The 22,019-nt window shown below is 31.3% G+C and carries 21 protein-coding genes; 20 read left to right on the forward strand and 1 reads right to left on the reverse strand.

Annotated elements, in window-relative coordinates:
• Nucleotides 1-4 precede the first annotated feature (4 nt).
• The gene (locus tag IFB02_RS11265; RefSeq protein WP_106688446.1) at nucleotides 5-442 is read right to left on the reverse strand and encodes a response regulator; all 438 of its coding nucleotides are present in this window, start codon (nucleotides 440-442) and stop codon (nucleotides 5-7) included.
• Between the two features lie 183 nt (nucleotides 443-625).
• On the opposite strand from IFB02_RS11265, the gene IFB02_RS11270 reads away from it, so the two are divergent.
• The 20 genes from IFB02_RS11270 to IFB02_RS11365 all read left to right on the forward strand — a co-directional run bounded on the left by IFB02_RS11270 (nucleotide 626) and on the right by IFB02_RS11365 (nucleotide 21,942).
• Complete coding sequence (locus IFB02_RS11270; RefSeq protein WP_191072773.1) at nucleotides 626-1,258, forward strand: Crp/Fnr family transcriptional regulator; 633 nt, start codon at nucleotides 626-628, stop codon at nucleotides 1,256-1,258.
• A gap of 65 nt (nucleotides 1,259-1,323) precedes the next feature.
• Nucleotides 1,324-2,118 (forward strand): sulfite exporter TauE/SafE family protein, encoded by a 795-nt coding sequence (locus tag IFB02_RS11275; protein WP_191072774.1) that lies wholly within the window; start codon nucleotides 1,324-1,326, stop codon nucleotides 2,116-2,118.
• A gap of 98 nt (nucleotides 2,119-2,216) precedes the next feature.
• On the forward strand, nucleotides 2,217-3,629 hold the full coding sequence (locus IFB02_RS11280) for an MBL fold metallo-hydrolase (protein ID WP_191072775.1): 1,413 nt from the start codon (nucleotides 2,217-2,219) through the stop codon (nucleotides 3,627-3,629).
• 116 nt (nucleotides 3,630-3,745) lie between these two features.
• Nucleotides 3,746-4,117, forward strand: a complete 372-nt coding sequence (locus IFB02_RS11285) for a rhodanese-like domain-containing protein (protein ID WP_223878839.1) — start codon at nucleotides 3,746-3,748, stop codon at nucleotides 4,115-4,117.
• A 32-nt stretch (nucleotides 4,118-4,149) separates the two neighbouring features.
• Complete coding sequence (locus IFB02_RS11290; protein ID WP_106688450.1) at nucleotides 4,150-4,422, forward strand: heavy-metal-associated domain-containing protein; 273 nt, start codon at nucleotides 4,150-4,152, stop codon at nucleotides 4,420-4,422.
• A 32-nt stretch (nucleotides 4,423-4,454) separates the two neighbouring features.
• Nucleotides 4,455-4,751, forward strand: a complete 297-nt coding sequence (trxA, locus tag IFB02_RS11295) for a thioredoxin (RefSeq protein ID WP_106688451.1) — start codon at nucleotides 4,455-4,457, stop codon at nucleotides 4,749-4,751.
• Nucleotides 4,751-5,332, forward strand: a complete 582-nt coding sequence (locus IFB02_RS11300; RefSeq protein WP_106688452.1) for a methyltransferase domain-containing protein — start codon at nucleotides 4,751-4,753, stop codon at nucleotides 5,330-5,332. Before trxA ends, IFB02_RS11300 begins: the two co-directional genes overlap by 1 nt.
• A 91-nt stretch (nucleotides 5,333-5,423) precedes the next feature.
• Nucleotides 5,424-5,567 (forward strand): hypothetical protein, encoded by a 144-nt coding sequence (locus tag IFB02_RS11305; protein ID WP_165569195.1) that lies wholly within the window; start codon nucleotides 5,424-5,426, stop codon nucleotides 5,565-5,567.
• 134 nt (nucleotides 5,568-5,701) lie between these two features.
• On the forward strand, nucleotides 5,702-7,012 hold the full coding sequence (locus IFB02_RS11310) for a TolC family protein (RefSeq protein WP_106688453.1): 1,311 nt from the start codon (nucleotides 5,702-5,704) through the stop codon (nucleotides 7,010-7,012).
• 76 nt (nucleotides 7,013-7,088) lie between these two features.
• Nucleotides 7,089-8,165, forward strand: coding sequence for an efflux RND transporter periplasmic adaptor subunit (locus IFB02_RS11315; protein WP_106688454.1), 1,077 nt, complete (start codon nucleotides 7,089-7,091; stop codon nucleotides 8,163-8,165).
• Nucleotides 8,166-8,390: 225 nt separating this feature from the next.
• On the forward strand, nucleotides 8,391-11,585 hold the full coding sequence (locus IFB02_RS11320) for an efflux RND transporter permease subunit (RefSeq protein ID WP_106688455.1): 3,195 nt from the start codon (nucleotides 8,391-8,393) through the stop codon (nucleotides 11,583-11,585).
• Nucleotides 11,586-11,639: 54 nt separating this feature from the next.
• Nucleotides 11,640-11,828: a YgaP family membrane protein gene (locus IFB02_RS11325; RefSeq protein WP_106688456.1), complete on the forward strand. Its 189-nt coding sequence runs from the start codon at nucleotides 11,640-11,642 to the stop codon at nucleotides 11,826-11,828.
• 77 nt (nucleotides 11,829-11,905) lie between these two features.
• A complete protein-coding gene (locus IFB02_RS11330) occupies nucleotides 11,906-12,460 on the forward strand; it encodes a YeeE/YedE family protein (RefSeq protein WP_106688457.1) in 555 nt (184 codons plus the stop codon).
• 2 nt (nucleotides 12,461-12,462) lie between these two features.
• Nucleotides 12,463-12,879 (forward strand): DUF6691 family protein, encoded by a 417-nt coding sequence (locus IFB02_RS11335; RefSeq protein WP_106688458.1) that lies wholly within the window; start codon nucleotides 12,463-12,465, stop codon nucleotides 12,877-12,879.
• A 74-nt stretch (nucleotides 12,880-12,953) separates the two neighbouring features.
• Entirely contained in the window at nucleotides 12,954-13,292 is a 339-nt protein-coding gene (locus IFB02_RS11340; protein WP_106688459.1) for a DUF4870 domain-containing protein, read from the forward strand.
• Between the two features lie 206 nt (nucleotides 13,293-13,498).
• Nucleotides 13,499-16,324 (forward strand): sensor histidine kinase, encoded by a 2,826-nt coding sequence (locus IFB02_RS11345; protein WP_223878840.1) that lies wholly within the window; start codon nucleotides 13,499-13,501, stop codon nucleotides 16,322-16,324.
• A gap of 3 nt (nucleotides 16,325-16,327) precedes the next feature.
• Nucleotides 16,328-17,080 carry a LytR/AlgR family response regulator transcription factor gene (locus IFB02_RS11350; RefSeq protein ID WP_191072777.1) on the forward strand — a complete coding sequence of 251 codons (753 nt, stop codon included), beginning with the start codon at nucleotides 16,328-16,330 and terminating at the stop codon, nucleotides 17,078-17,080.
• Between the two features lie 113 nt (nucleotides 17,081-17,193).
• Nucleotides 17,194-18,417 carry a hypothetical protein gene (locus IFB02_RS11355; protein WP_191072778.1) on the forward strand — a complete coding sequence of 408 codons (1,224 nt, stop codon included), beginning with the start codon at nucleotides 17,194-17,196 and terminating at the stop codon, nucleotides 18,415-18,417.
• A 181-nt stretch (nucleotides 18,418-18,598) separates the two neighbouring features.
• Nucleotides 18,599-21,382: a T9SS type A sorting domain-containing protein gene (locus IFB02_RS11360; RefSeq protein ID WP_158256269.1), complete on the forward strand. Its 2,784-nt coding sequence runs from the start codon at nucleotides 18,599-18,601 to the stop codon at nucleotides 21,380-21,382.
• Between the two features lie 8 nt (nucleotides 21,383-21,390).
• Nucleotides 21,391-21,942 carry a hypothetical protein gene (locus tag IFB02_RS11365; protein ID WP_106688464.1) on the forward strand — a complete coding sequence of 184 codons (552 nt, stop codon included), beginning with the start codon at nucleotides 21,391-21,393 and terminating at the stop codon, nucleotides 21,940-21,942.
• Nucleotides 21,943-22,019: the final 77 nt, after the last annotated feature.

Genomic DNA, 22,019 nt, shown 5'->3' on the forward strand with positions numbered 1-22,019 from the left:
GTAATTATTTGTGCTTTGTAACTTTGGGTTTAATGTTAATTTTTGTGGTTAGGTCTTCTAAAATTTCTTTCGAAAGCGGTTTGTTAATGTATTCTGAAACTAATTCTATTTGTTTAGAACGCTCAAAATCTTCAGGATTATTAGAGGTAGTTAACAAAACAATTTTTATGTCTTCAGTAAATACAGGATCTAATTTTTTAAATTCTTCAATAAATTCCCAACCATTCATAGCAGGCATATTTATATCTAAAAAAATCAGATTTGGCTTAATAGTTTCACCTTTAATAGCATCTAATAAATAAGTCAAACCGTTTTTACCACTGTTTACAGATATAACTTCACCAAAATTGGAATGTTTATTAATTACCTTTTGGTTATAATAATTAATGACTTTATCGTCATCAATTAATAATGTACATAAATGGGATTTGCTATTAACCATAGTGCAATTATAGTTATAATAATTTCAATATTAAAGTTGATAATTAAAATAAAATATTCATCGATAAAATGTAACATAAATAGGTTAAAACGTTGTTTTTGTGACGGTTTTATATTAAATCTTTGACGAATTAAACGTCAATATCATTGTTTTTTATATTTTTACAACACTAATTTTCACTTCATGATAGACGAACTTAAACAACATTATGGCTATCTTTTTGAAGACCAATTACTTCAAGAAATAAATAATGTAGGCACCTTTAGAGATATTCCTGAAGGAACAAAACTTATCGAAATAGGTGACTACATAAAATCAATGCCTTTATTGGTAAGTGGAGCTATTAAAATATTAAGAGAAGATAAGCAAGGTGATGAGCTCGTTTTATATTTTATAGAACAAGGCGATACATGCGCAATGACTTTATCATGTTGTTTAGGAGATGCTAAAAGTGAAATTAGAGCAATAGCCGAAACCGATACTAGACTAATGATGGTTCCTGTTCAAAAAATGGAAGAATGGCTAGGTAAATATAAATCCTGGCGCCAGTTTGTATTACAAAGCTACCAAAACAGAATGACCGAGCTCTTAGAGGCTATAGATACTATTGCGTTTTTAAAAATGGATCAAAGACTTTTTAAATATCTTAAAGACAAAGCAATGGTTAATCATAATGATGTAATACATATAACGCATCATGAGATTGCATCAGACTTGCATACATCAAGGGTTGTAGTATCTAGATTATTAAAAGCTTTAGAACTTGACGGACGTATAGAATTACACAGAAATAACATTAAAGTTATTGATTTATAAGCCTGTAACAAATGTTACAAAAAATCACTCTAATCATTAGTAGTTTTGAGTATTAACTCTTAACTATGGAAATACAATATATTCTTGGTTACATTGGCGCACTATTTATAGGTCTTGTTTTAGGCTTAATTGGTGGCGGAGGATCAATACTTACAGTACCTATTTTAGTTTATTTTTTAGGTATAAATCCAATAACAGCAACAGCATATTCTTTATTTGTAGTTGGTAGTTCGGCATTAGTTGGAGCGATAAAAAACATTCAAAAAAAGTTAGTAGATTTTAAAACAGCAATTGTATTTGCTGTACCAGCTTTTACAGCAGTTTTTTTAACACGTAAGTATTTAGTGCCAGCCATACCAGAGCAATTTTATAAAATAGATAATTTTATAATAACAAAAGACATTGCAATAATGCTATTATTTGCAGTTTTAATGCTTTTAGCTTCAATTTCAATGTTAAAAAGTAAAAAAGAAGTTGAAAAAGAGGATGTAAACCTTAATTTTGTGGTTTTCTTTTTTCAAGCGGCATTTATAGGTGTCTTAACAGGATTAGTTGGTGCTGGTGGCGGATTTTTAATCATTCCAACACTAATGTTTTTTGCTAGAATGTCTATAAAAAATGCTGTAGCAACTTCGTTATTAATCATAGCTATTAACTCGTTAATAGGATTTATTGGAGATGTTCAAAATATAGAAATAGATTGGTTGTTTTTATTAAGTTTTACATCCATCTCTATTATTGGTATATTTATCGGCACATATCTTTCAAAATTTATTGAAGGCGCAAAACTTAAAAAAGGATTTGGATGGTTTGTACTCGTTATGGGGATATATATAATCTTCAAAGAGTTAACTAAATGATAATTGTAACTTTTGTTACATCTATATAATTACAAATCAATTAATTTTATAACCCATTAATAATCAATTTTTAAAATTGAATTAGAACATAAAATAACATGAAAGTAGAACAAATTTATACTGGTTGTTTAGCTCACGCAGCGTATTACATAGAAAACAATGGTGAAGCAGCAATAATAGATCCATTAAGAGAAGTACAACCTTATATAGAAAAAGCAAAAAAGGATAATGCTAAAATAAAGTATATTTTCGAAACACATTTTCATGCAGATTTTGTGTCTGGTCACTTAGATTTAAAAGAAAAAACAGGAGCAAACATTGTTTTTGGTCCAACAGCAAAACCAAATTACGAAGCAATTATTGCAACAGATAATCAAACGTTTAAAGTTGGAGATTACAAAATAAAAGTATTGCATACGCCTGGTCATACTATGGAAAGTACAACGTATCTTTTAATAGATGAAAACGACAAAGAACATGGTATTGTTACAGGAGATACTTTATTTATTGGTGATGTTGGTAGACCAGATTTGGCACAAAAAGTTTCAGAAGATTTAACACAAGAGAAATTAGCAGGTTATTTATACGATTCTTTACGTAATAAAATTATGCCATTAAGCGACCATTTAATTGTGTACCCAAATCATGGTGCAGGATCGGCTTGTGGTAAAAATATGAGTAAAGAAACTACAGATACTTTAGGAAACCAAAAAAAGGTAAACTATGCATTAAGAGCAGATATGACTAAAGAAGAATTTATAGAAGAAGTTCTTGACGGTTTGTCTGATCCACCAGGATATTTTCCTCAAAATGTAATGATGAATATTAAAGGTTATGAAAGTTTTGATAAAGTAAAATCAAAATCCGATAATCCTTTATCACCTCAAGAATTTGAATCTGCTGCAAACGAAACCGAAGCGATAGTTTTAGATGTTAGACATCAATCAGAATTTATAAAAGGTCATATTCCGCGATCAATATTTATAGGAATAGATGGTGGATTTGCTCCTTGGGTTGGCGCTTTAATTGTAGATGTAAGTCAGCCAATACTGTTAGTTGCTCCAGAAGGTAGAGAAGAAGAAGTAGTCACACGTTTATCTCGTGTTGGATTTGATAATGTGATTGGTTATTTAGATGGTAGTTTTCAATCTTGGAAAAATTCTGGAAAAGATTATGATACAATAACTTCAATTTCAGCAGAAGAATTAGAGCAACGATACCCAAACAATAAAGATTTAATTTTTGATGTAAGAAAGGATGGAGAATTCACAGCAGAGCATGTTTTAAATGCACATCATACACCATTAGATACTTTAAATAGCTATTTAAAAGATTTCCCTGATAAAGAAACCTTTTTTGTACATTGTGCAGGCGGTTATAGATCTGTAATTGCAGCATCTATTTTAAAAAGTCGCGGTATACATAATTTAATCGATGTCGCTGGTGGTTTTGGAGCTATTAAAAAAACAACAATTCCAAGAACCAACTACGTTTGCCCAACAACATTATAATAACTTTTATTAAAAATTTTAAAAAGTGTGTTACTAGTTGTAGCACACTTTTTTTTGTAACAATAGTTACCTAATGCAATAATATTTTAGATTAATTTTAAGCAAAAATTAAACACATGAAACAGTTAGTTATATTACCACTTTTAATTGTTATGTCGCTATCTAAACCGTTACAAGATCAAGTGATAACGGTCTTGCCTTTAAATAAATTTATAGCATTAACTAAAGATAAAGACGTGCAATTAATAGACGTTCGTACACCAGAAGAATTTAAACAAGGTCATATTATAAATGCAAAAAACATAGACTTTTTTTCTCAAAACTTCGACGTTCAATTTGAAAATTTAGATAAAAGTAAACCCGTTTATATTTATTGCAGAAGCGGTAATAGAAGTGGTAAAGCTGCTATAAAATTAGCTAAGAAAGGATTTGTAAAAATCCTAGATCTAGAAGGTGGATATTTAAATTATAGTAAAAATAATCACTAAAAATTAGTGTCTTAAAAACAAAATTTCAAAACTTGAAAACTTCAATCATAATTCAAAATTTAAAATGTGGTGGTTGTGCCAATACAATTTCAAATAAGTTAGAAGAATTAAAAGGTATTTCTAATATAGATGTAGACGTAAACACTAGTAAAGTCAGTTTTAATTATAATAGTCCTGAAGAAGCATTATTGGTAAAAAATACACTAAAAAAAATAGGATATCCTTCTATAGAAGACGATAATAATATTGTAACAAAAGCTAAATCTTTTGTAAGCTGTGCTACGGGAAAATTAGCTAATAATTAAGTTTAAAAGATTAAAAATTGTAAATTTAAAGTATGAGTAAATTTTCAGACCTTATTAATCAAGACAAACCTGTTTTAATAGATTTTTTTGCAGAATGGTGCGGACCATGCAAAATGATGAGTCCAATTTTAAAAGATGTAAAAGACAATTTAAAAGACCGTATTTCTATTATTAAAATTGATGTTGATAAAAATCAAGCTTTAGCAGCTAAATATCAAGTAAGAGGCGTACCAACATTAATGATTTTTAAAAACGGAAAACAAGTTTGGCGTCAATCTGGTGTTTTACAAAAAAATGAAATAATTAATATCATAACAAACCTTGATTAATGGATTTATCTGAAAAATATTGGGATACTAGATATAAAATAGATGATATCGCATGGGATTTAGGCCAAGTTTCTCCACCATTAAAAGATTACTTTGATCAGTTAGTAGATAAAAACCTAAAAATTTTAATTCCGGGTTGTGGTAATAGTTACGAAGCAGAATACCTTTTTAATAATGGATTTAAAAATGTTTTTGTAGTAGATGTATCTAAAACAGCATTAGCTAATTTAGCTCAAAGAGTACCAAATTTCCCTAAAGATCAATTAATACATCAAGATTTTTTTAGTTTAAACTCTACTTTTGATTTAATAATAGAACAAACGTTTTTCTGTGCAATTAATCCAAGTTTAAGATCTACTTATGCCAAAAAAGTAGAAAGTTTATTAGTTCCAGATGGTAAATTAGTAGGCTTATTATTTAATGCACCATTAAATAATGACAAACCACCTTTTGGAGGCAATAAAGCAGAATATTTAAATTATTTTAATCCTTATTTTAAAATAAACACAATAGAAGAAGCCCATAATTCTATAACACCAAGAATGGGTAGAGAGTTGTTTATTCAATTTCATAAAAAATAAAAGTTACTTTTCATCTAAATGATAAATATCATATTTATTATTATTTAACTGCTTTATTTTTACACTGTTAGTATTTAAAAAATAATAAATTATGATAGCTCAAAACATAAGTTTATATAGTTGGAATAATGGTGTAGTAATGATTGTTGTTTTTGCATTTGTATGTCTTATTCTTATAGGATTTGCCATTAAGTTTATAAGCTCAGAAAATAAAAATCAGGATACAGAAGACTAATTTTAAAATTAATAAGAAAACGTGCTAATTTTGGCACGTTTTCTTATCAAAATCAACATTCATTTTTCAAGGTAACTAATGTTACTGACACAGGTGTTTTCTAAACGTACATTTGTATCAGTAAAAATTGAAAAATGAAAAACATAATTAACTTATCAATCCTATCAGTATTTATCTGGTCTTCCTTAACACAAGCACAAGAGGTAAAACCAATAAGTAAAAGTGATGTTTTGACTCAAGTTTCAGAAAATAATACATCCATAAAAATTTCTGAAGAAGAATTTAACCAAGCTAAAGCAGATTTTAGACAGACCAATGCTATTTTCTTGCCAAACATTACAGCTAGTCATACAGGTATTTCTACAACAAATCCTTTAATGGCTTTTGGTTCTAAATTAAATCAAGAAATTTTAACACAAGCAGATTTTAATCCAGCATTGTTAAACGATCCAGAAACAATACAAAACTTTGCAACAAAATTAGAAATACAACAACCATTAATTAATGTAGATGGTATATTTCAGCGTAAAGCAGCCAAATCTAAAATGGAAGCGATGTCACTAAAGACAAAGCGTACAGAAGATTATATAGCTTTTGAAGTTGATAAAGCCTATATGCAATTACAATTAGCATACAAAGCTGTAGACGTATTAGAAAAAGCATTAGAAGCCGCAAATGCAAATAAAAAATTAGCAGATAATAGTTACGAGCAAGGTTACTTACAACGTGCCGATGTACTTAATGTAGAAGTACGTGTTACCGAAGTAAAAAACCAATTACAACAAGCTAAAAGTAACGTGCAAAACGCGTCTAATTATTTATCATTTTTAATGAATGACGACACATTTATAACCTACAAACCTAGCGATACACTAACACCTTATGTGCGTACAATGGAGTTAAAAACTTTAACTGAAAACCGTAGCGATATCAAAGCAATGCAGTTAGCAAGCAAAGCTTATGAGGCTATGAGTAAAGCAGATAAAATGGCGTTTTTACCACGTTTAAATGCTTTTGGAAGTTACGAAATGTATGATGATAAAATCTTTCAAGCAGATGCCAACGGATACATTGTTGGTGCACAATTAAGTTGGGACATTTTTCAAGGGTCAAAGCGTTTTGGAAAAGCTCAAAAAAGTAGAGCTGAGTTTGAAAAATCTAAGCTTGAATACAATCAATATGTATCAAAAAGTAAGTTAGAATTAAATAAAGCTAAGCGAATGCTTATTGATGCAGAAAACAAATTAAACCTATCAAAATTAGCTTTAGATCAATCGGAAGAATCGCTTAGAATTCGTACCGATCGTTTTAAAGAAGGTTTAGAAAAAACATCAGATTTATTGATGGCAGAAACCCAATATGCACAAAAACAATTAGAATATTACCAAACCATTTTTGAATACAATTACGCTTTAGCGTACGTCAATTTTTTAACTAAGGAATAACCTCTTGACTGCACTCGAGGAGACTAGGATTGTCAGTTCGAGCGCAGTTGAGACCTAAATATAAAACTCAATTAAAATGAAAAAACTATATACCATCTTATCACTTTCAACAGCAATATTACTAGCAAGTTGTGGTAGCGAAGACAAAAAAGCAGTTGCAGATAACTCGCCAGCTATTCCTGTAAAAGTAGCACAGGTTAGCGATAATAATGACAGTCCATTTTTAGCGGTAAGCGGAAAAATTCAGGCCGAAAACAGTGCTAATTTAAGTACAAGAATGATGGGTTACGTCAATAACGTACCTGTAAATGTTGGCGATAAAGTAAGCAAAGGACAATTGTTAGTAGCTATTAATAATGCCGATTTACAAGCGCAAAAAGCACAAGTAAACGCAAATATCACAAAAGCTACAGCAGCATTTAACAATGCTAAAAAAGACTACGAGCGTTTTCAAGCACTTTTTGCAAAAAACAGTGCCTCTCAAAAAGAAATGGATGATATGACAGCTAATTACGAGATGGCAAAAGCAGGTCTTGAAGCTGCAAAACAAATGAAGAATGAAATTAATGCACAATTTGCTTATACTAATATTACTGCACCTTTTAGCGGTGTCATTACAAGCAAAAATGTAAAGAAAGGTGATATGGCAAATCCAGGTCAGCCTTTAATTTCTATTGAAGCTCCAGGTAATTTTGAAGTGGTTACAATGGTTCCAGAAACCGAAATTTCAGAAATAAAAAAAGATGCAAAAGTAAGTGTCAATGTAAAATCTATTAACCGAACTATTTCTGGAAAAGTAACCGAAGTAAGCACATCTGCAGCACAAACTGGTGGACAATATTTAGTGAAGATAACTTTAGATAAAACCGATGCGAAAATTCTATCAGGAATGTTCACAACGGTACAATTTCCTGTAGAAAGAAAAGCAGAAACTTCAATGGTTTTAATACCAAAAGAAGCTATTGTAAACAACGGTCAATTAAGTGGCGTTTATACGGTAAGCCAAAGTAATACGGCTATTTTGCGTTGGTTACGTTTAGGTAGAACATTTGGAAATGAAGTAGAAGTATTATCTGGTTTAAACGCCAATGAAAGTTATATCGTTTCAGCAGAAGGAAAATTGTATAACGGAGCGAAAATAAGTGTGCAGTAGTTCAGTTTGCAGTAGGCAGTAAATAGTACTGAATTAAAAATTAATAACAAGGTTGAATTAACAGTTCAAAGTCGCGTTAGGGATAGAAGCGGCATCCTTTTTACGTCAATTCGAGTGAATTTGTGTCACATTGAGCGCAGTCGAAATGAAACAAATTTGTATCGAGAACAAGTAAAAAGATATAGCGAATAGCCCGTTAAAACGCCCAAAAAATAAGAAATCAAAATGAAAGAAGGTTTAGCAGGAAAAATTGCCAAAGTCTTTATGACATCTAAGCTTACAGTGCTTTTAATGATTGTATTTATGGTCATTGGTGTGTACAGCTCGTTTTTAATTCCTCGTGAAGAAGAGCCGCAAATTGATGTGCCTATGGCAGATATTTTTGTGGGTTATCCTGGTGCAAGTCCAACCGAGGTTGAATCTAGAGTGATTAAGCCTTTAGAGCAATTAATTTCAAATATAAAAGGTGTGGAATATGTGTATTCTACATCTATGAAAGAGCAGGGAATGGTCATCGTTCAGTTTTATGTGGGCGAAGATATCGAGCGTTCTTTTGTGAAATTATATAACGAAATCAATAAGCATATGGATCAAATGCCAGAAGGCGTTACATTTCCATTAGTAAAAACACGTGCTATTGATGATGTGCCAATGTTGGGTTTAACATTGTGGAGTGAAAACTATGACGATTTCCAATTAGGGCAAATGGCTCAAGAAATAGAAGCCGAAATTAAAAAAGTGAATGACGTTGCTATCACACATAAAATAGGTGGAAGAGAACGTCAAATAAGAGTCGTTTTAGATAAAGACAAATTAGCAAGTGCTGGTTTAGACTTTTTATCGGTTTCTGAAATGATTAAAGCCAACAACGCACAATTAAATAGCGGCACTTTTGATAAAAATGATACTGAATTTGTTGTAAATACAGGCAAATTTTTAGAATCGATGACTGATGTTGAAAATCTAGTCGTTGGTGTTCAGCAAAATCAGCCTATCTATTTAAAGCAAGTGGCGAAAATTATTGATGGTCCTGAAGTACCACAAAATTATGTTAGTCTTGGTTTTGGTCAAGCTAGCGAAAAAGCAAGTGATTACAAATCAGAATACCCAGCAGTAACTATTTCGGTAGCAAAACGAAAAGGTGCAGACGCGATGAAAATTGCAGATGTCATCATTGATAAAGTAGAGCATTTACGTAAAACTTTAATTCCTGATGATGTACACGTAGAAATCACCAGAAACTATGGTGAAACAGCGTCTCACAAAGTATCAGAATTATTATTACACCTTATTGGTTCTATCATCGCAGTAACATTTGTTGTAATGTTGGCAATGGGTTGGCGTGGTGGATTGGTTGTGTTTTTATCGGTGCCAATTACATTCGCATTAACGCTGTTAAGCTACTATATGCTAGATTATACGCTTAACCGAATTACCTTATTCGCATTAGTATTTGTAACTGGTATTGTGGTAGACGATTCCATTATCATTGCCGAAAATATGCATAGGCATTTTAAAATGAAACGCTTGCCTTTTAAACAAGCGGCTCTTTATGCCATTAACGAAGTAGGTAACCCAACTATTTTGGCAACATTTACCGTAATTGCATCGGTATTGCCTATGGCGTTTGTGTCTGGATTAATGGGACCATATATGGCGCCAATGCCAATTGGTGCCTCTATTGCAATGATTTTATCATTATTTGTTGCATTAACTATAACACCATATTTGGGGTATATTTTCTTGCGTGAAAAAGATAAAAAAGGAGCAGAGGAGAAGCCTAAAAAGCCTTTAGAGGACACATTAATTTACAAGTTCTACGAAAAATTTGAACGTCCGTTAATTGAAAGTTCTTCAAAACGTTGGTTGTTTTTAGGATTAACTTTCATCTTGTTAATGGGAACAATGGTGATGTTTTTTACCAATTCGGTTGTTGTAAAAATGTTACCGTTTGATAACAAAAACGAATTTCAGGTAGTGATTGATATGCCAGAAGGGACAACTTTAGAGCGTACAGCAGTTGTAGCTCAAGAAATTTCACAATACCTATCAACGCGACCAGAAGTGGTTAACTATCAAAATTATATTGGGACTTCGGCGCCAATTACCTTTAATGGATTAGTACGTCACTACGATTTACGAGGTGGAAGTAATATGGCAGATATACAAGTGAATTTAATTGATAAAGGCGAACGTAGTGCGCAATCTCACGATATTGCAAAATTATTGCGTCCTGAAATTCAAAAGATAGCTTCAAAATATAATGCGAATGTTAAGGTTGTTGAAGTGCCACCAGGTCCACCTGTATTATCAACTTTAGTGGCTGAAATATACGGTCCTGATTATGATAAGCAAATGGAAATTGCTAATGAAGTTCAAAATATTTTGAATAATACAGAAGATGTTGTTGACGTCGATTGGATGGTAGAAGCTGATCAAAAAGAATTTCAATTCACAATAGACAAAGAAAAAGCAATGCTTTACGGAGTAGCACCAAAGCAGATTGCTTATACGATGAATATGGCATTATCCAACAGACCGTTAACGGTGTTATATGACGAAGATGCAGTGAATCAAATAGGTTTAGTATTAGCTTTAGATGAAAAGGAAAAGTCAACCATTCAAGATATTTCGCAGTTAAAAGTGAAATCACAACAAGGTAATTTAGTGCCAATTGTAGACTTGGTTGATATTAGTGAAACGACAAGTGCAAAAAGCATTTACCGTAAAAACCAAAAACGTGTGGTTTATGTGTTAGCAGATATGGCTGGCGAATTAGAAAGTCCTGCGTATGCGATATTAGGAATGGAAGAGAAGCTAAAAGCAATTCCGTTACCACAAGGTTATAAGATCAATGAAATGTATTTAGGACAACCAGAATTTGAAGATGATTACACCGTAAAATGGGATGGAGAATGGCAAATTACCTTGGAAGTATTTAGAGATTTAGGAATTGCCTTTTTAGGAGCAATTGCTTTAATCTACATCTTAATTGTAGGTTGGTTCCAAAACTTTAAAGCACCAGTAGTGATGATGGTTGCTATACCATTATCAATGATTGGTATTATTTTAGGTCACTGGTTGATGGGCGCATTTTTTACCGCAACATCATTTATTGGTATGATTGCGTTAGCGGGAATTATGGTGCGTAATTCGGTATTACTCATCGACTTTATCAATCTAAGATTAGAAGAAGGCGTGCCACTAAAACAAGCCGCAATAGAAGCAGGAGCAGTGCGTACAACACCAATTTTATTAACTGCAGGAACAGTAGTTATAGGTGCATTTGTTATACTGTTTGACCCGATCTTTCAAGGATTAGCTATTTCGTTAATGGGAGGAACCATCGTTTCGACTGTATTAACCTTATTAGTTGTGCCTTTAGTGTATTATATGATTGAACGAAAAAATCATCAGTAAACTTGTTACTACGAGTGATAGAATTTAAAGTATTTTTAAAATAAATTAATAGTTATGTTAAACAGGTATATAAGAGCAATAGCAGGAATTTTTGTTATAATAAGCGTATTATTAGGTATGTACGTTAATCAAAATTGGTTATGGTTTACAGTGTTTGTAGGCGCAAATTTATTTCAGTCTGCAATCACTAAATGGTGTTTGATGGAAGATATTTTAACTAAAGTATTCAAAATCAATAAGTAAAAAGTTTTGGTTGACGATATACTATTATAAATTTTCCATAATTTAAATTTAGCAGTACTTTTGTTCAAATTTATTTTATGGAATTTTTTTTACAACCATGGTCGTGGTTGCTCTCTGGATTTTTAATAGCACTTACAATGTTCCTGTTACTATTAATGGGAAAAACCTTCGGAATGTCTTCCAATTTACGAACTTTTTGCGCTATGTGTGGCGCAGGAAAAGTTAGTAATTTATTCAATTTTAATTGGCGAAAAGATAGTTGGAATTTATTAGTTGCTGTTGGAGCAATAATTGGTGGTTTTTTAGCATCAAATTTTCTTACAACTGCAGAAATGCCGGATATTAGTGACGCTACAAAACTTGCATTAGAGCAAATGGATTTTTCTGTCAAGAATTCCTATTTGCCAACCGAATTATTTTCAGCAGAAGCATTACAACAACCTAAAAACATTATTATTTTAATTATTGGAGGATTACTAATTGGCTTTGGTACGCGTTATGCTGGCGGATGTACTTCAGGTCATGCAATTTCTGGATTAAGTAATTTACAAAAGCCTTCATTAATTGCTGTGATTGGATTTTTTATTGGAGGATTAATCATGGTACACTTAATATTTCCCTTAATTTTTTAATTATGAAAAAAACTATTAGTTATTTATTAGTAGGAATGCTATTTGGTGTAATTATGTATAAATCTGAAGCAGCTTCTTGGTTTAGAATTTTCGAGATGTTTAGGTTTGAGTCCTTTCATATGTATGGAATTATTGGTTCTGCTTTATTCTTCGGAATTATTTTTACGCAAATCATAAAACGTAAAAAGCTAAAAGCTATAGATGGAACACCAATTATTATCCCTGAAAAAGAAAAATCGGTTTATAGATATTTATTTGGAGGAATTATTTTTGGATTAGGTTGGGCTTTAGCTGGAGCTTGTCCTGGACCATTATTTACTCTTGTTGGTGCTGGTTTTTTACCAATATTAATAGTTATTATATCGGCGATAGTAGGTACGTTTTTATATGGTGTTTTAAAGGATAAACTTCCTCATTAGTAAAAAATAATGTAAATCTTGTAACGTTTTTAGAAATGATACGTCTTATAAGTATCAATCAAATTCTATTAATCATGCAAGAAAACAAACAACTTATTGTCTTAACACATTTAAGTCAATTAATTACATTAGTAATTGGTTTTGGTAGTCTTTTATTGCCATTAATTATCTGGCTAACACAAAAAGACAAAGTTTACAATTTAGACAAGCATGGAAAAAATATAGTTAACTTTCAGTTAAGTTTACTAGTGTATTGTCTACTGTGTATTCCATTAATTTTATTTTTAGGACTTGGACTATTAGGCTTTATAGTTTTAGGAATTATATCTGTTATTTTTCCAGTAATCAATGCTATTAAGGCAAGTAATGGCGAAACTCCAACATATCCTTTATCTTTTAATTTTATTAGTTAGTTAAATTTTTGATAAAGTAAAACGCAACCTATTTTGGTTGCGTTTTTTATTTAGAAAAAAATCACTTAGATACAGAAAAAACAAATAACGGTTAGATAATTAAATATTAAGTTTGCTTATTATTAATTATGTGGCGTAATTTTAAATTCATATTATTTTTATTATTACCAGTTTTTGTACTTTCACAAAATCCGGTATTTCAGCATATGTCTAAGGTTTCTAACCTTCCAGATGTAGAATTTTATGATATCGCTGAAGACTACCAAAACTACATTTGGTTAGCAGCAAACAAAGGTTTGTATCGTTATAACGGAAAAACTTACGAGCAATTTACGCATCCAGAACAAAAATCAAATTCACTATTTCAATTAAAATTTGATACCGAAAACCGACTTTGGTGTAACAATATTTACGGACAATTATTTTATGTTGAAAATGATCGTTTACAACTATTTTACGATGCAAGTCAACTTGTAAATGGGCAATTAGCACAATTTGAAATTTTAGAAAATAACATCAGGTTATTTACCGTAATTGGGATTTTCGACATTAATAAAACCACCAAACAAGTTACCGAAGTCTTTAAAGGTATGTGTATTACCAATGTTAGAGACCACGATAGTAATTACACGTTTATTATTAATTTTGAAGGCGAATTAAAGCGTCACCGATTATATAAATTAGGAAAGCAAAAAAGAACTAAAATACTTGAAATTACAAGTGCCAATCGTATACAATCGCCAAAACTATTTGCTTTTAAAAACGATGTATTTTTAATTCACAATAGTGCAAAAGGAAATGTGCTTTATGTGATTGATAAAGCAGAAAATACGTCAAAAAAAGTAGCAATACCGTTACGATTACAAAACGAAACCATCTACAATATTTTAAATTTTGATAACGAATATTGGTTTTTAACTAGTTCTGGAATTTTTGTTTATGAGTTTGAAAATGAATATTTTACGTTTACAGAACAACTTTTTAGTACCGAATCTGTTACCGACGTTCAAATAGATTTTAACAACAATTATTGGTTTACTACACTAGATAATGGTGTGTTTGTATCACCTAATTTAAATATTCGTCGTGTAGAATTATCAGCTATTGAATCTAAAATTACAGCTTCTTTAGCATTACAAAACAATCATTTTGTATTAGGAACCAATGACGGTAAATTACTGTTTTACCACCAAAATCAACTGGAGAAAACGCTGCAATTACCTGGTAAAAAGATAATTGGTAAATTATATTTTGATGCTGAAAAAGAGCAATTAATTGTTAGTATAAATGCTTCAGAATCTTTTATAGTCGATTTAAAAACCGATAAAATTACCGATGTAAAAAACCGATTTTCGGTAGCAAAAACATTTTCAAAAATAAATGACAGCACCTTGTTTTATGGTAATTACCGTCAAGGTATTGTGTATAAAAAAGCGTTTAATAATCCTGAAAAACAAATTCTAAAGGAAAGTCGTGTAAAGGCTTCAGTAGTCTCGGGTAACGCGTTGTTTGTGTCTTATATCGACGGACTTTACAAATACAATTGTAATACCTTTTCTTCTGAAGAAATTCAATACAATTCAACTAGTTTATTAGTAAATGCTATCGCAAACACTAACGAAATTATTTGGTTAGCAACGCAACACAACGGATTACTTAAATATGAGCAAAACACATTACAATCCTCTGGAATTAAACTTCCTGAAAATATTCAAATCAACACCATTTTGTCCGATGGTTGGTTACTGTGGATAGGAACCGATTCTGGCTTATTTCAATATCACACCAAAACTCATGAGCTTAAATCGTTAAGTGCGCAAGATGGTTTAAATACTGCAGTAAATAGCCTTTTGGTGTTGCAAAATCAGTTGGTCGTAGTTTTACCAAATGGCTTTTACACTTTGCCAAAACAAGATGGCCTGTTTAAAACTTTTAAAACTGCAAAGGTTAGGGTAGAAGCGGTATCGATTAACGATCGAGATACTTTGGTAGCAAGCAGCTATAAATTGCCTCATCATTTAAATAAAATAGGTTTAAAGTTCAATTCTAACGGATTTCAATCTAACCAGCATGTAAAATATCAATATCGTGTACAAGAAATAGATTCTAGTTGGCAAAATATTCCTTTAAATACGCATTTTGTCAACTTTAATAGTTTATCAAGTAGCACATATACTTTCGAATTAAAAGCGCAAAATATTAGTGCTAAAAATCCTGTTTTTGCAGCACCAATAACCTTTGTTATTGCTAAGCCATTTTGGGAAACCTATTGGTTTTATGCATTGGTTTTATTAACTGTTTTTGGATTAATTTGGCTGTATTTTAGATGGCGATTACAACAAAAAGAAGCACAACGCATTGCTGAAGTTGATAAAATTTTAATCGATAAAAAAATAACGAATTTAAGGTTAGAAAATCTACGTTCGCAAATGAATCCACATTTCATTTTTAATGCTTTAAATTCAATTCAAGATTATATCATTTCCAATGAAAAGGAATTGGCAAGCTCGTATTTAGTGAAGTTTAGCCGATTAATCCGTATGTATTTAGACTACAGTCAGCAAAACGAAATTACTTTAGAGGAAGAATTAAACGCGTTAAAATTGTATTTAGAATTAGAAAAAGTGCGTTTTGAAGATGAATTGGAATATGCGATTTCTGTCGATAATCAATTGAAGACAAAACAGATAAAAGTACCGTCATTATTCATTCAACCGTACGTTGAAAATGCTTTAAAACACGGATTACTACACAAATTAAACGATCGAAAATTACAAATTGAAGCTAAAATTATTCAGCAAAATAAATTAGAAATTACGGTTGAAGATAACGGAATTGGTCGAGCACAATCCGAAAAATTAAAACGACCAAACCAACAGCACAAACCCTTTGCCACTAAAGCTAATGAGGAACGTGTGCATCTTTATAAAAACAAATTAAAACGTGATATAGCTATAACTACCAACGATTTGTATGATGAAAATGATGTTGCTGCAGGTACAAAAGTGGTCATCACGATGCCAATACATTAAGATATGAAAGCGATAATTATAGACGACGAAAAACGCGCGAGACATTTACTATCAAACCTGCTAACTGAACATTGCGCAAGTATTACTAGCATTGAAGAAGCGCAAGATTTAGCATCTGGTGTAGATTTGATTAAAACCAGTAAACCAGATGTTGTTTTTTTAGATATCGAAATGCCTAATCAGTCTGGATTAGACATTTTAGAATACTTTCCAAATCAGATTGATTTTAAAATCATTTTTGTGACGGCGTACAATCAATATGCGATTGAAGCTTTCAAATTATCAGCAGTAGATTATTTGTTAAAACCAGTTGATACAACCGAGTTAAAAGAAGCAGTTGCAAAAGCCGAAGAAGCGATAAAAGCCAACAATTTAAACGACCAATTAAACAAGTTACGCGATTCGTTAAAGCAACTCTCAATGGATAAAATTGCTTTAGAAATTCCTAAAGGAATCATGTTCGCATCGCATAATGATATCGTATATTTTGAAGCTGATGGTATGTACACCAACGTACAACTTATTGATGGCAAACAAAAAACCATTTGCAAGCCGTTAAAGCATTTTGTTGAGCAATTAGAACGCAATGCGATGTTTTTTAAATGTCATCGTTCGTATTTAATCAACTTAAAATATGTTGATGAATTGGTTAAAGATGATGGCGATTATTTGTTAATGAACAATCAAAAACGCATCCCAATTTCAAAATCTAAACGCGATCAGTTTCTTGAAGTAATCAAGGAAACGTTTATGTGATTAATTTGAATTTTCTGAAATTCCTTCAGAAAAAAAATCCTCGGTTTTAGAAAAATCCAAATTAAGAATGGTGCTTAAGTACTTTATTTTGAAGTCTATTAAACACGATTCTTATGAAAAAAATAGTTCTATTATTAGCTATAGCTTTATGCTACACAACATCGCATGCGCAATTTGGTAAAATGTTAAAAAAGAAAGCCAAAGCAGCAGTAGAGAAGAAGTTAGATAAAAAAGAAGACATAAGCTCGTCTTCAAAAACTGAAAATTCTTCAGGAATGGTTAGCAGTTCTTCAACGTCTAATCAAAATGCATCAAAAACAGAATACACCGATGAAGAATTTAAAGCAGAATTAGCTAAAAAATACCCAAACGATCAGGCGAAACAAGATTTATACTATCAAAAATATCTTGAGAAAAAACAACAAGAAGCCGAAGCTAATAAGCCTAAACCAGCTAATACAGTAAGTGACGAGTTTTTATACATGTCGTATCCGTTTGCGATGACAAAAGGTATGAGTGCAGTTGGTGTTGATCGCGTAAAAATAAGACGCCAAATGACAGACATGGGCGATAATGTAGATTTGTTGCCTGCGCAAGATCCAGAATATGCGTGGTTACGCTTTTTAACAACACCAGAACTAGTCGCCATGTCACCAGAAGGTTATATTGGTTACGAATTAGTTTCTGGTATGTTTACAACAAAAGTTGGAGCAGACAGATCTCAAACTTTAGAGCTTGGTACTGGTATGCCAATACTTGTTAGAGGTATGCTTATTGCAGAAGATGTCTTTGTTATTTATGCAGGTTCTCATCAAGGCGGACACGCTTTTAATGTACCATCATATATGCATCAAAATGACATTACAGTTTTAAATATTATTGGTAAAGGTGAGCAACAATTTCATCTAGATTGGTTAGAAAAAGCAAAGCCAATCGTACAAGAGTTTGAAGCTACATTAAAAGCAAATTATGATGCAGCAGCAAAAGCAACTGCAGATGCTATAAAAATGCCAAAAGCAGGTAGTATGAATAGCAATGCATCACTAGTCAACTTTGCTAAAGAAAATGTTTCTAAAACCATTGCAAAAGATGGCGCAAAACTTTTAAAGTTAAATATAGAATCTAACGACTGGAATATTGTAACAAATAAATACACAGGTCGTATTTTATACCGTTGGATTAAAGGTGCTTTCACAGAAAAAAATAAAAATAACGATTGCTATTTACAAGGCTTTTTAATTAAACAGCAGTACAATGGCAGTGGTTATGGTAGCTCTCAATTTGGCGGAATTATCCACGGACAAATGCCTTACGGACAAAAAATGAACTGCGAATAAACTAACTATTTTTTATTACCCTTAACTAGAAAAAAGTCTGCTATTAGTAGGCTTTTTTTTATTTCAATTAAAAATAAAATGTTTAGAAAGAAATTAAGGACATTCAGAAAAAACCAAATTAGAAATGTGCAATACAGCGTTTTTTTTGCAATACATAGTTCTAAAAATAAATCTTTATAAAATGAAAAAAACATTACTATTATTAACCTTTTTAGTGTTTGGTTTTACGCAAGCACAGACCATAATTTATGTAGATGTTGATGCTACAGGTACTAACGACGGTACAAGTTGGGCAAATGCCTACAATTCTTTACATGATGCGCTTACTAACACAACGACTGCAGGAGCAGAAATTTGGATAGCAGAAGGAACGTACAAACCTGTTAATGCTTCAACTCCATTTTTAAATCAATATGGTGTTAATATTTATGGTGGTTTTGTTGGTACTGAGTCTGCAAGATCCGACAGAAGTACAGATCCTTGGTTGCATCCAGTGTATTTATCTGGAGATCTTAATGGTGATGATTTGGTAGAAGTGCCTAGTGCAACATCAACAAATAAAGGTGATAATGCTACACGTATTTTACAAATAGAACCAACTACTGTTGGTGGATCAACATTAGTTCATGTACAAGAAAACATTGTAATTGATCGTATTAACTTTGTAAATGCTTACGGTGGAAGTGCTTTATACAGTCATCCAGCAAGTGGAACTAACTATACCCAAAATCAAATCACACTTTTAAATTGTCGTTTTACTCGAAACTATGCAGTTTCAAGACCAGCTTTTGACATTTGGGCTAATATATTTGGAGGAACTAGTTCAAATCCTATTAAAACGTTTTCATTACTAAATAGTGTTGTAGATGAAAATGTTTCTCAAGTTGGGTATGCTTTTGAGTATAGAACAATTAGGGATTATGATAAGATTTTTATAGGAAATAACTTATTTATTGCAAACAAAGTAGAAGATGCAGGAAAGTCTGGTAGTGTAGCTAGATTTATTTCTAACGGTGCTCAAGGTCTTAGTATATTTTTTAATAATAATACTCTTTCTTTAAATCAAGAAGGCGCTGGTGTAGCGGCTTCAGTATCCAGTTGTATTCGTTTAGAGAAAACTTCAGGTGGCGTAGGCGGAGCTTGGTATAACAACATTTATTATAACAATGTAGGTACAACTGAATTTGTAGGATTTACTACTTCTGGTGTAGGAATAAATTTTGGTGATACTAACGCTCGTGATTTCACACCTACAAATGATGTTTCAAATTCTGTATATCTACCAACAACACCCTTTGTAGATATTTCTTCAGGAAATTTTGAACCTTTAGCAGCCTATCGTCAAAACGGTACTATGGGTGGTTTTGGAGGCTATAATTTCTCTGATTTTCCTGCGACAGATTGTTTTCAAAATTCAAGAACGTATTCTAGTGGAACAATCATTGGCTTAGGAGCTATTCAGCATGCAAATACAGCTATGTTTCATGGACCAGGTGATATTGCAAATCTATCAACACCAGCACCAATAGGAGATATTTATGTAGATGCAGGTGCAACAGGTAACAATGATGGTACCTCTTGGGTAGATGCTTACAATTCTTTGTATGATGCTTTAAATTCTACTAGTTTTGTACCTGGAGGAAAGGTATTTGTAAAAGCCGGAACTTATTATCCTACAACTGGAGGATTTACAGTAATTGATGATAATGTTCAAATTTTTGGTGGTTTTGATGGTACAGAAACCGATGAAAATGATAGAGATATGTCGTTAATCTATACCACAAATGCTACCATTATATCAGGAGATATAAATGGAAATGATATTGCTGGAGATTTTGCATCTAACAAATCTGATAACGTAGGGCAATTAATGAATGTTAACACAAACTTGGTAACGCTTGATGGTTTTATTTTTGAAAACGCTCATAAACCAAGTGGAAGTAATCCTGTAATTTATTTTCCAACGACATATAACACATCTTACTTTACGCTAAAAAATAGTATCATTAGAAACAATTATACGGGTAACGGATTACTGATGGATTATAGGTATTTTACAGATACTATTGAATTTATTAATGTTGCTATAAAAGAAAATTTAGTTAATAATGGTGTTTGCTTATTTCAAAGTTCAAGTAGTAATACACCTATCGATTTTAGATTTGTGAATTTAGAGTTTTCTGATAATCAATTTAATTCAGACTTTGGTGCTATATGGTTTAGAGAAACGGGAACTTCAAATATGAGTACAACTATTGTTAATTCAACGTTTGTAAATAATCAAAATGATTTTTCTACCACTACAATTAAACATTTAATCAATATAAGTTCATCTGGTTCGTTAGAAAATGTTGTAGATGTATATAATTCTATTTTCTATAATAATCTATATACTAATACATCTATTGTTAGTGATAAAGTTTTTGATAATTCTAAACCTGCCGAAGGGAATTTTGGGGATTTAGATATTGATAATTGTATAGCACCAACTATATATCCTTACACAGCTAATATTGATGCAGATGCTTTTAATATTAGTACTGCAAATCCAAATTTAGATTCAGATTACAAACCAACCGCTTCGTCTACAGCAGTTATAGACCAAGGAACTAACTCATTTTATAATTTAGGTTTATACGGAGATTTAGATTTATCGGGTAACAATAGAATTTTCAATTCTACAATAGATTTAGGTGCTTATGAATACGATTCTACTTTAGGTATAGATGAAGTTAATTACACAAGTAACTCTATTAAGTTATATCCAAATCCTGCAACAGACATTGTAAATATAAAAACTAAACAAACCATTGAAAACGTTTCAGTATTTAATGTAAATGGTCAAAAAGTACTTGATATAGCTAATCAATCTCAAATTAACATTTCTAATTTACCAACAGGAATGTATTTTTTAAACATAAGCACTAACCAATCAAACCAAACAATAAAAATCTTAAAACAGTAATTTTTAAAATGAAAAAACTAAATAAAGTTGTAGTCTTTTTCTGTTTTATATTAACAGTGTTTAGTTGTTCTTCAGACGACGAAAATAATTCTCAAGAACAAGAGCAACAAAGCACAAATGTAATAACATTAAATAATGAAACTTATGTTGTAAATTCAGTTTTTGTAGAACCTTCAATAGGAGGAAGCACTTTTGTAAGTTTAATCAATAAGTCTGAAACAGAAGTATTAGATGCTCTAAATAATGGGACTCAACTTGATAATGTAAATATTTTTACTATCAGAATTAACCAAAATCCATTAGCAGAGCAAACGTACAACTTTTCAGATATGCCAAGTTTACAATTTGAAGTAAATGCTCAATTTATTGATGGAGAATTAGAAGATGGTAATATTTTATTAGATAGAAATAATTCTGATGACAACTTAAATGCTAACTCAGGAAGCATTACAATTTCAAGTTTAACCACAGATACTATTAATTTTAGTTTTGAATTTACTAGAAATGATGGCGAAATAGTAAACGGAAATTTTAATGGTAATTTTTTGATGTATGATTAATTACCAAGGTTAATTTTAATTATTAAAAAAAAGCCACAACTAATCGTTGTGGCTTTTTTTATATTTTCTTAAAAAAG

It is taken from the genome of Mesoflavibacter profundi (genome assembly GCF_014764305.1).
In the GTDB taxonomy this organism is placed as follows: Bacteria; Bacteroidota; Bacteroidia; order Flavobacteriales; family Flavobacteriaceae; genus Mesoflavibacter; species Mesoflavibacter profundi.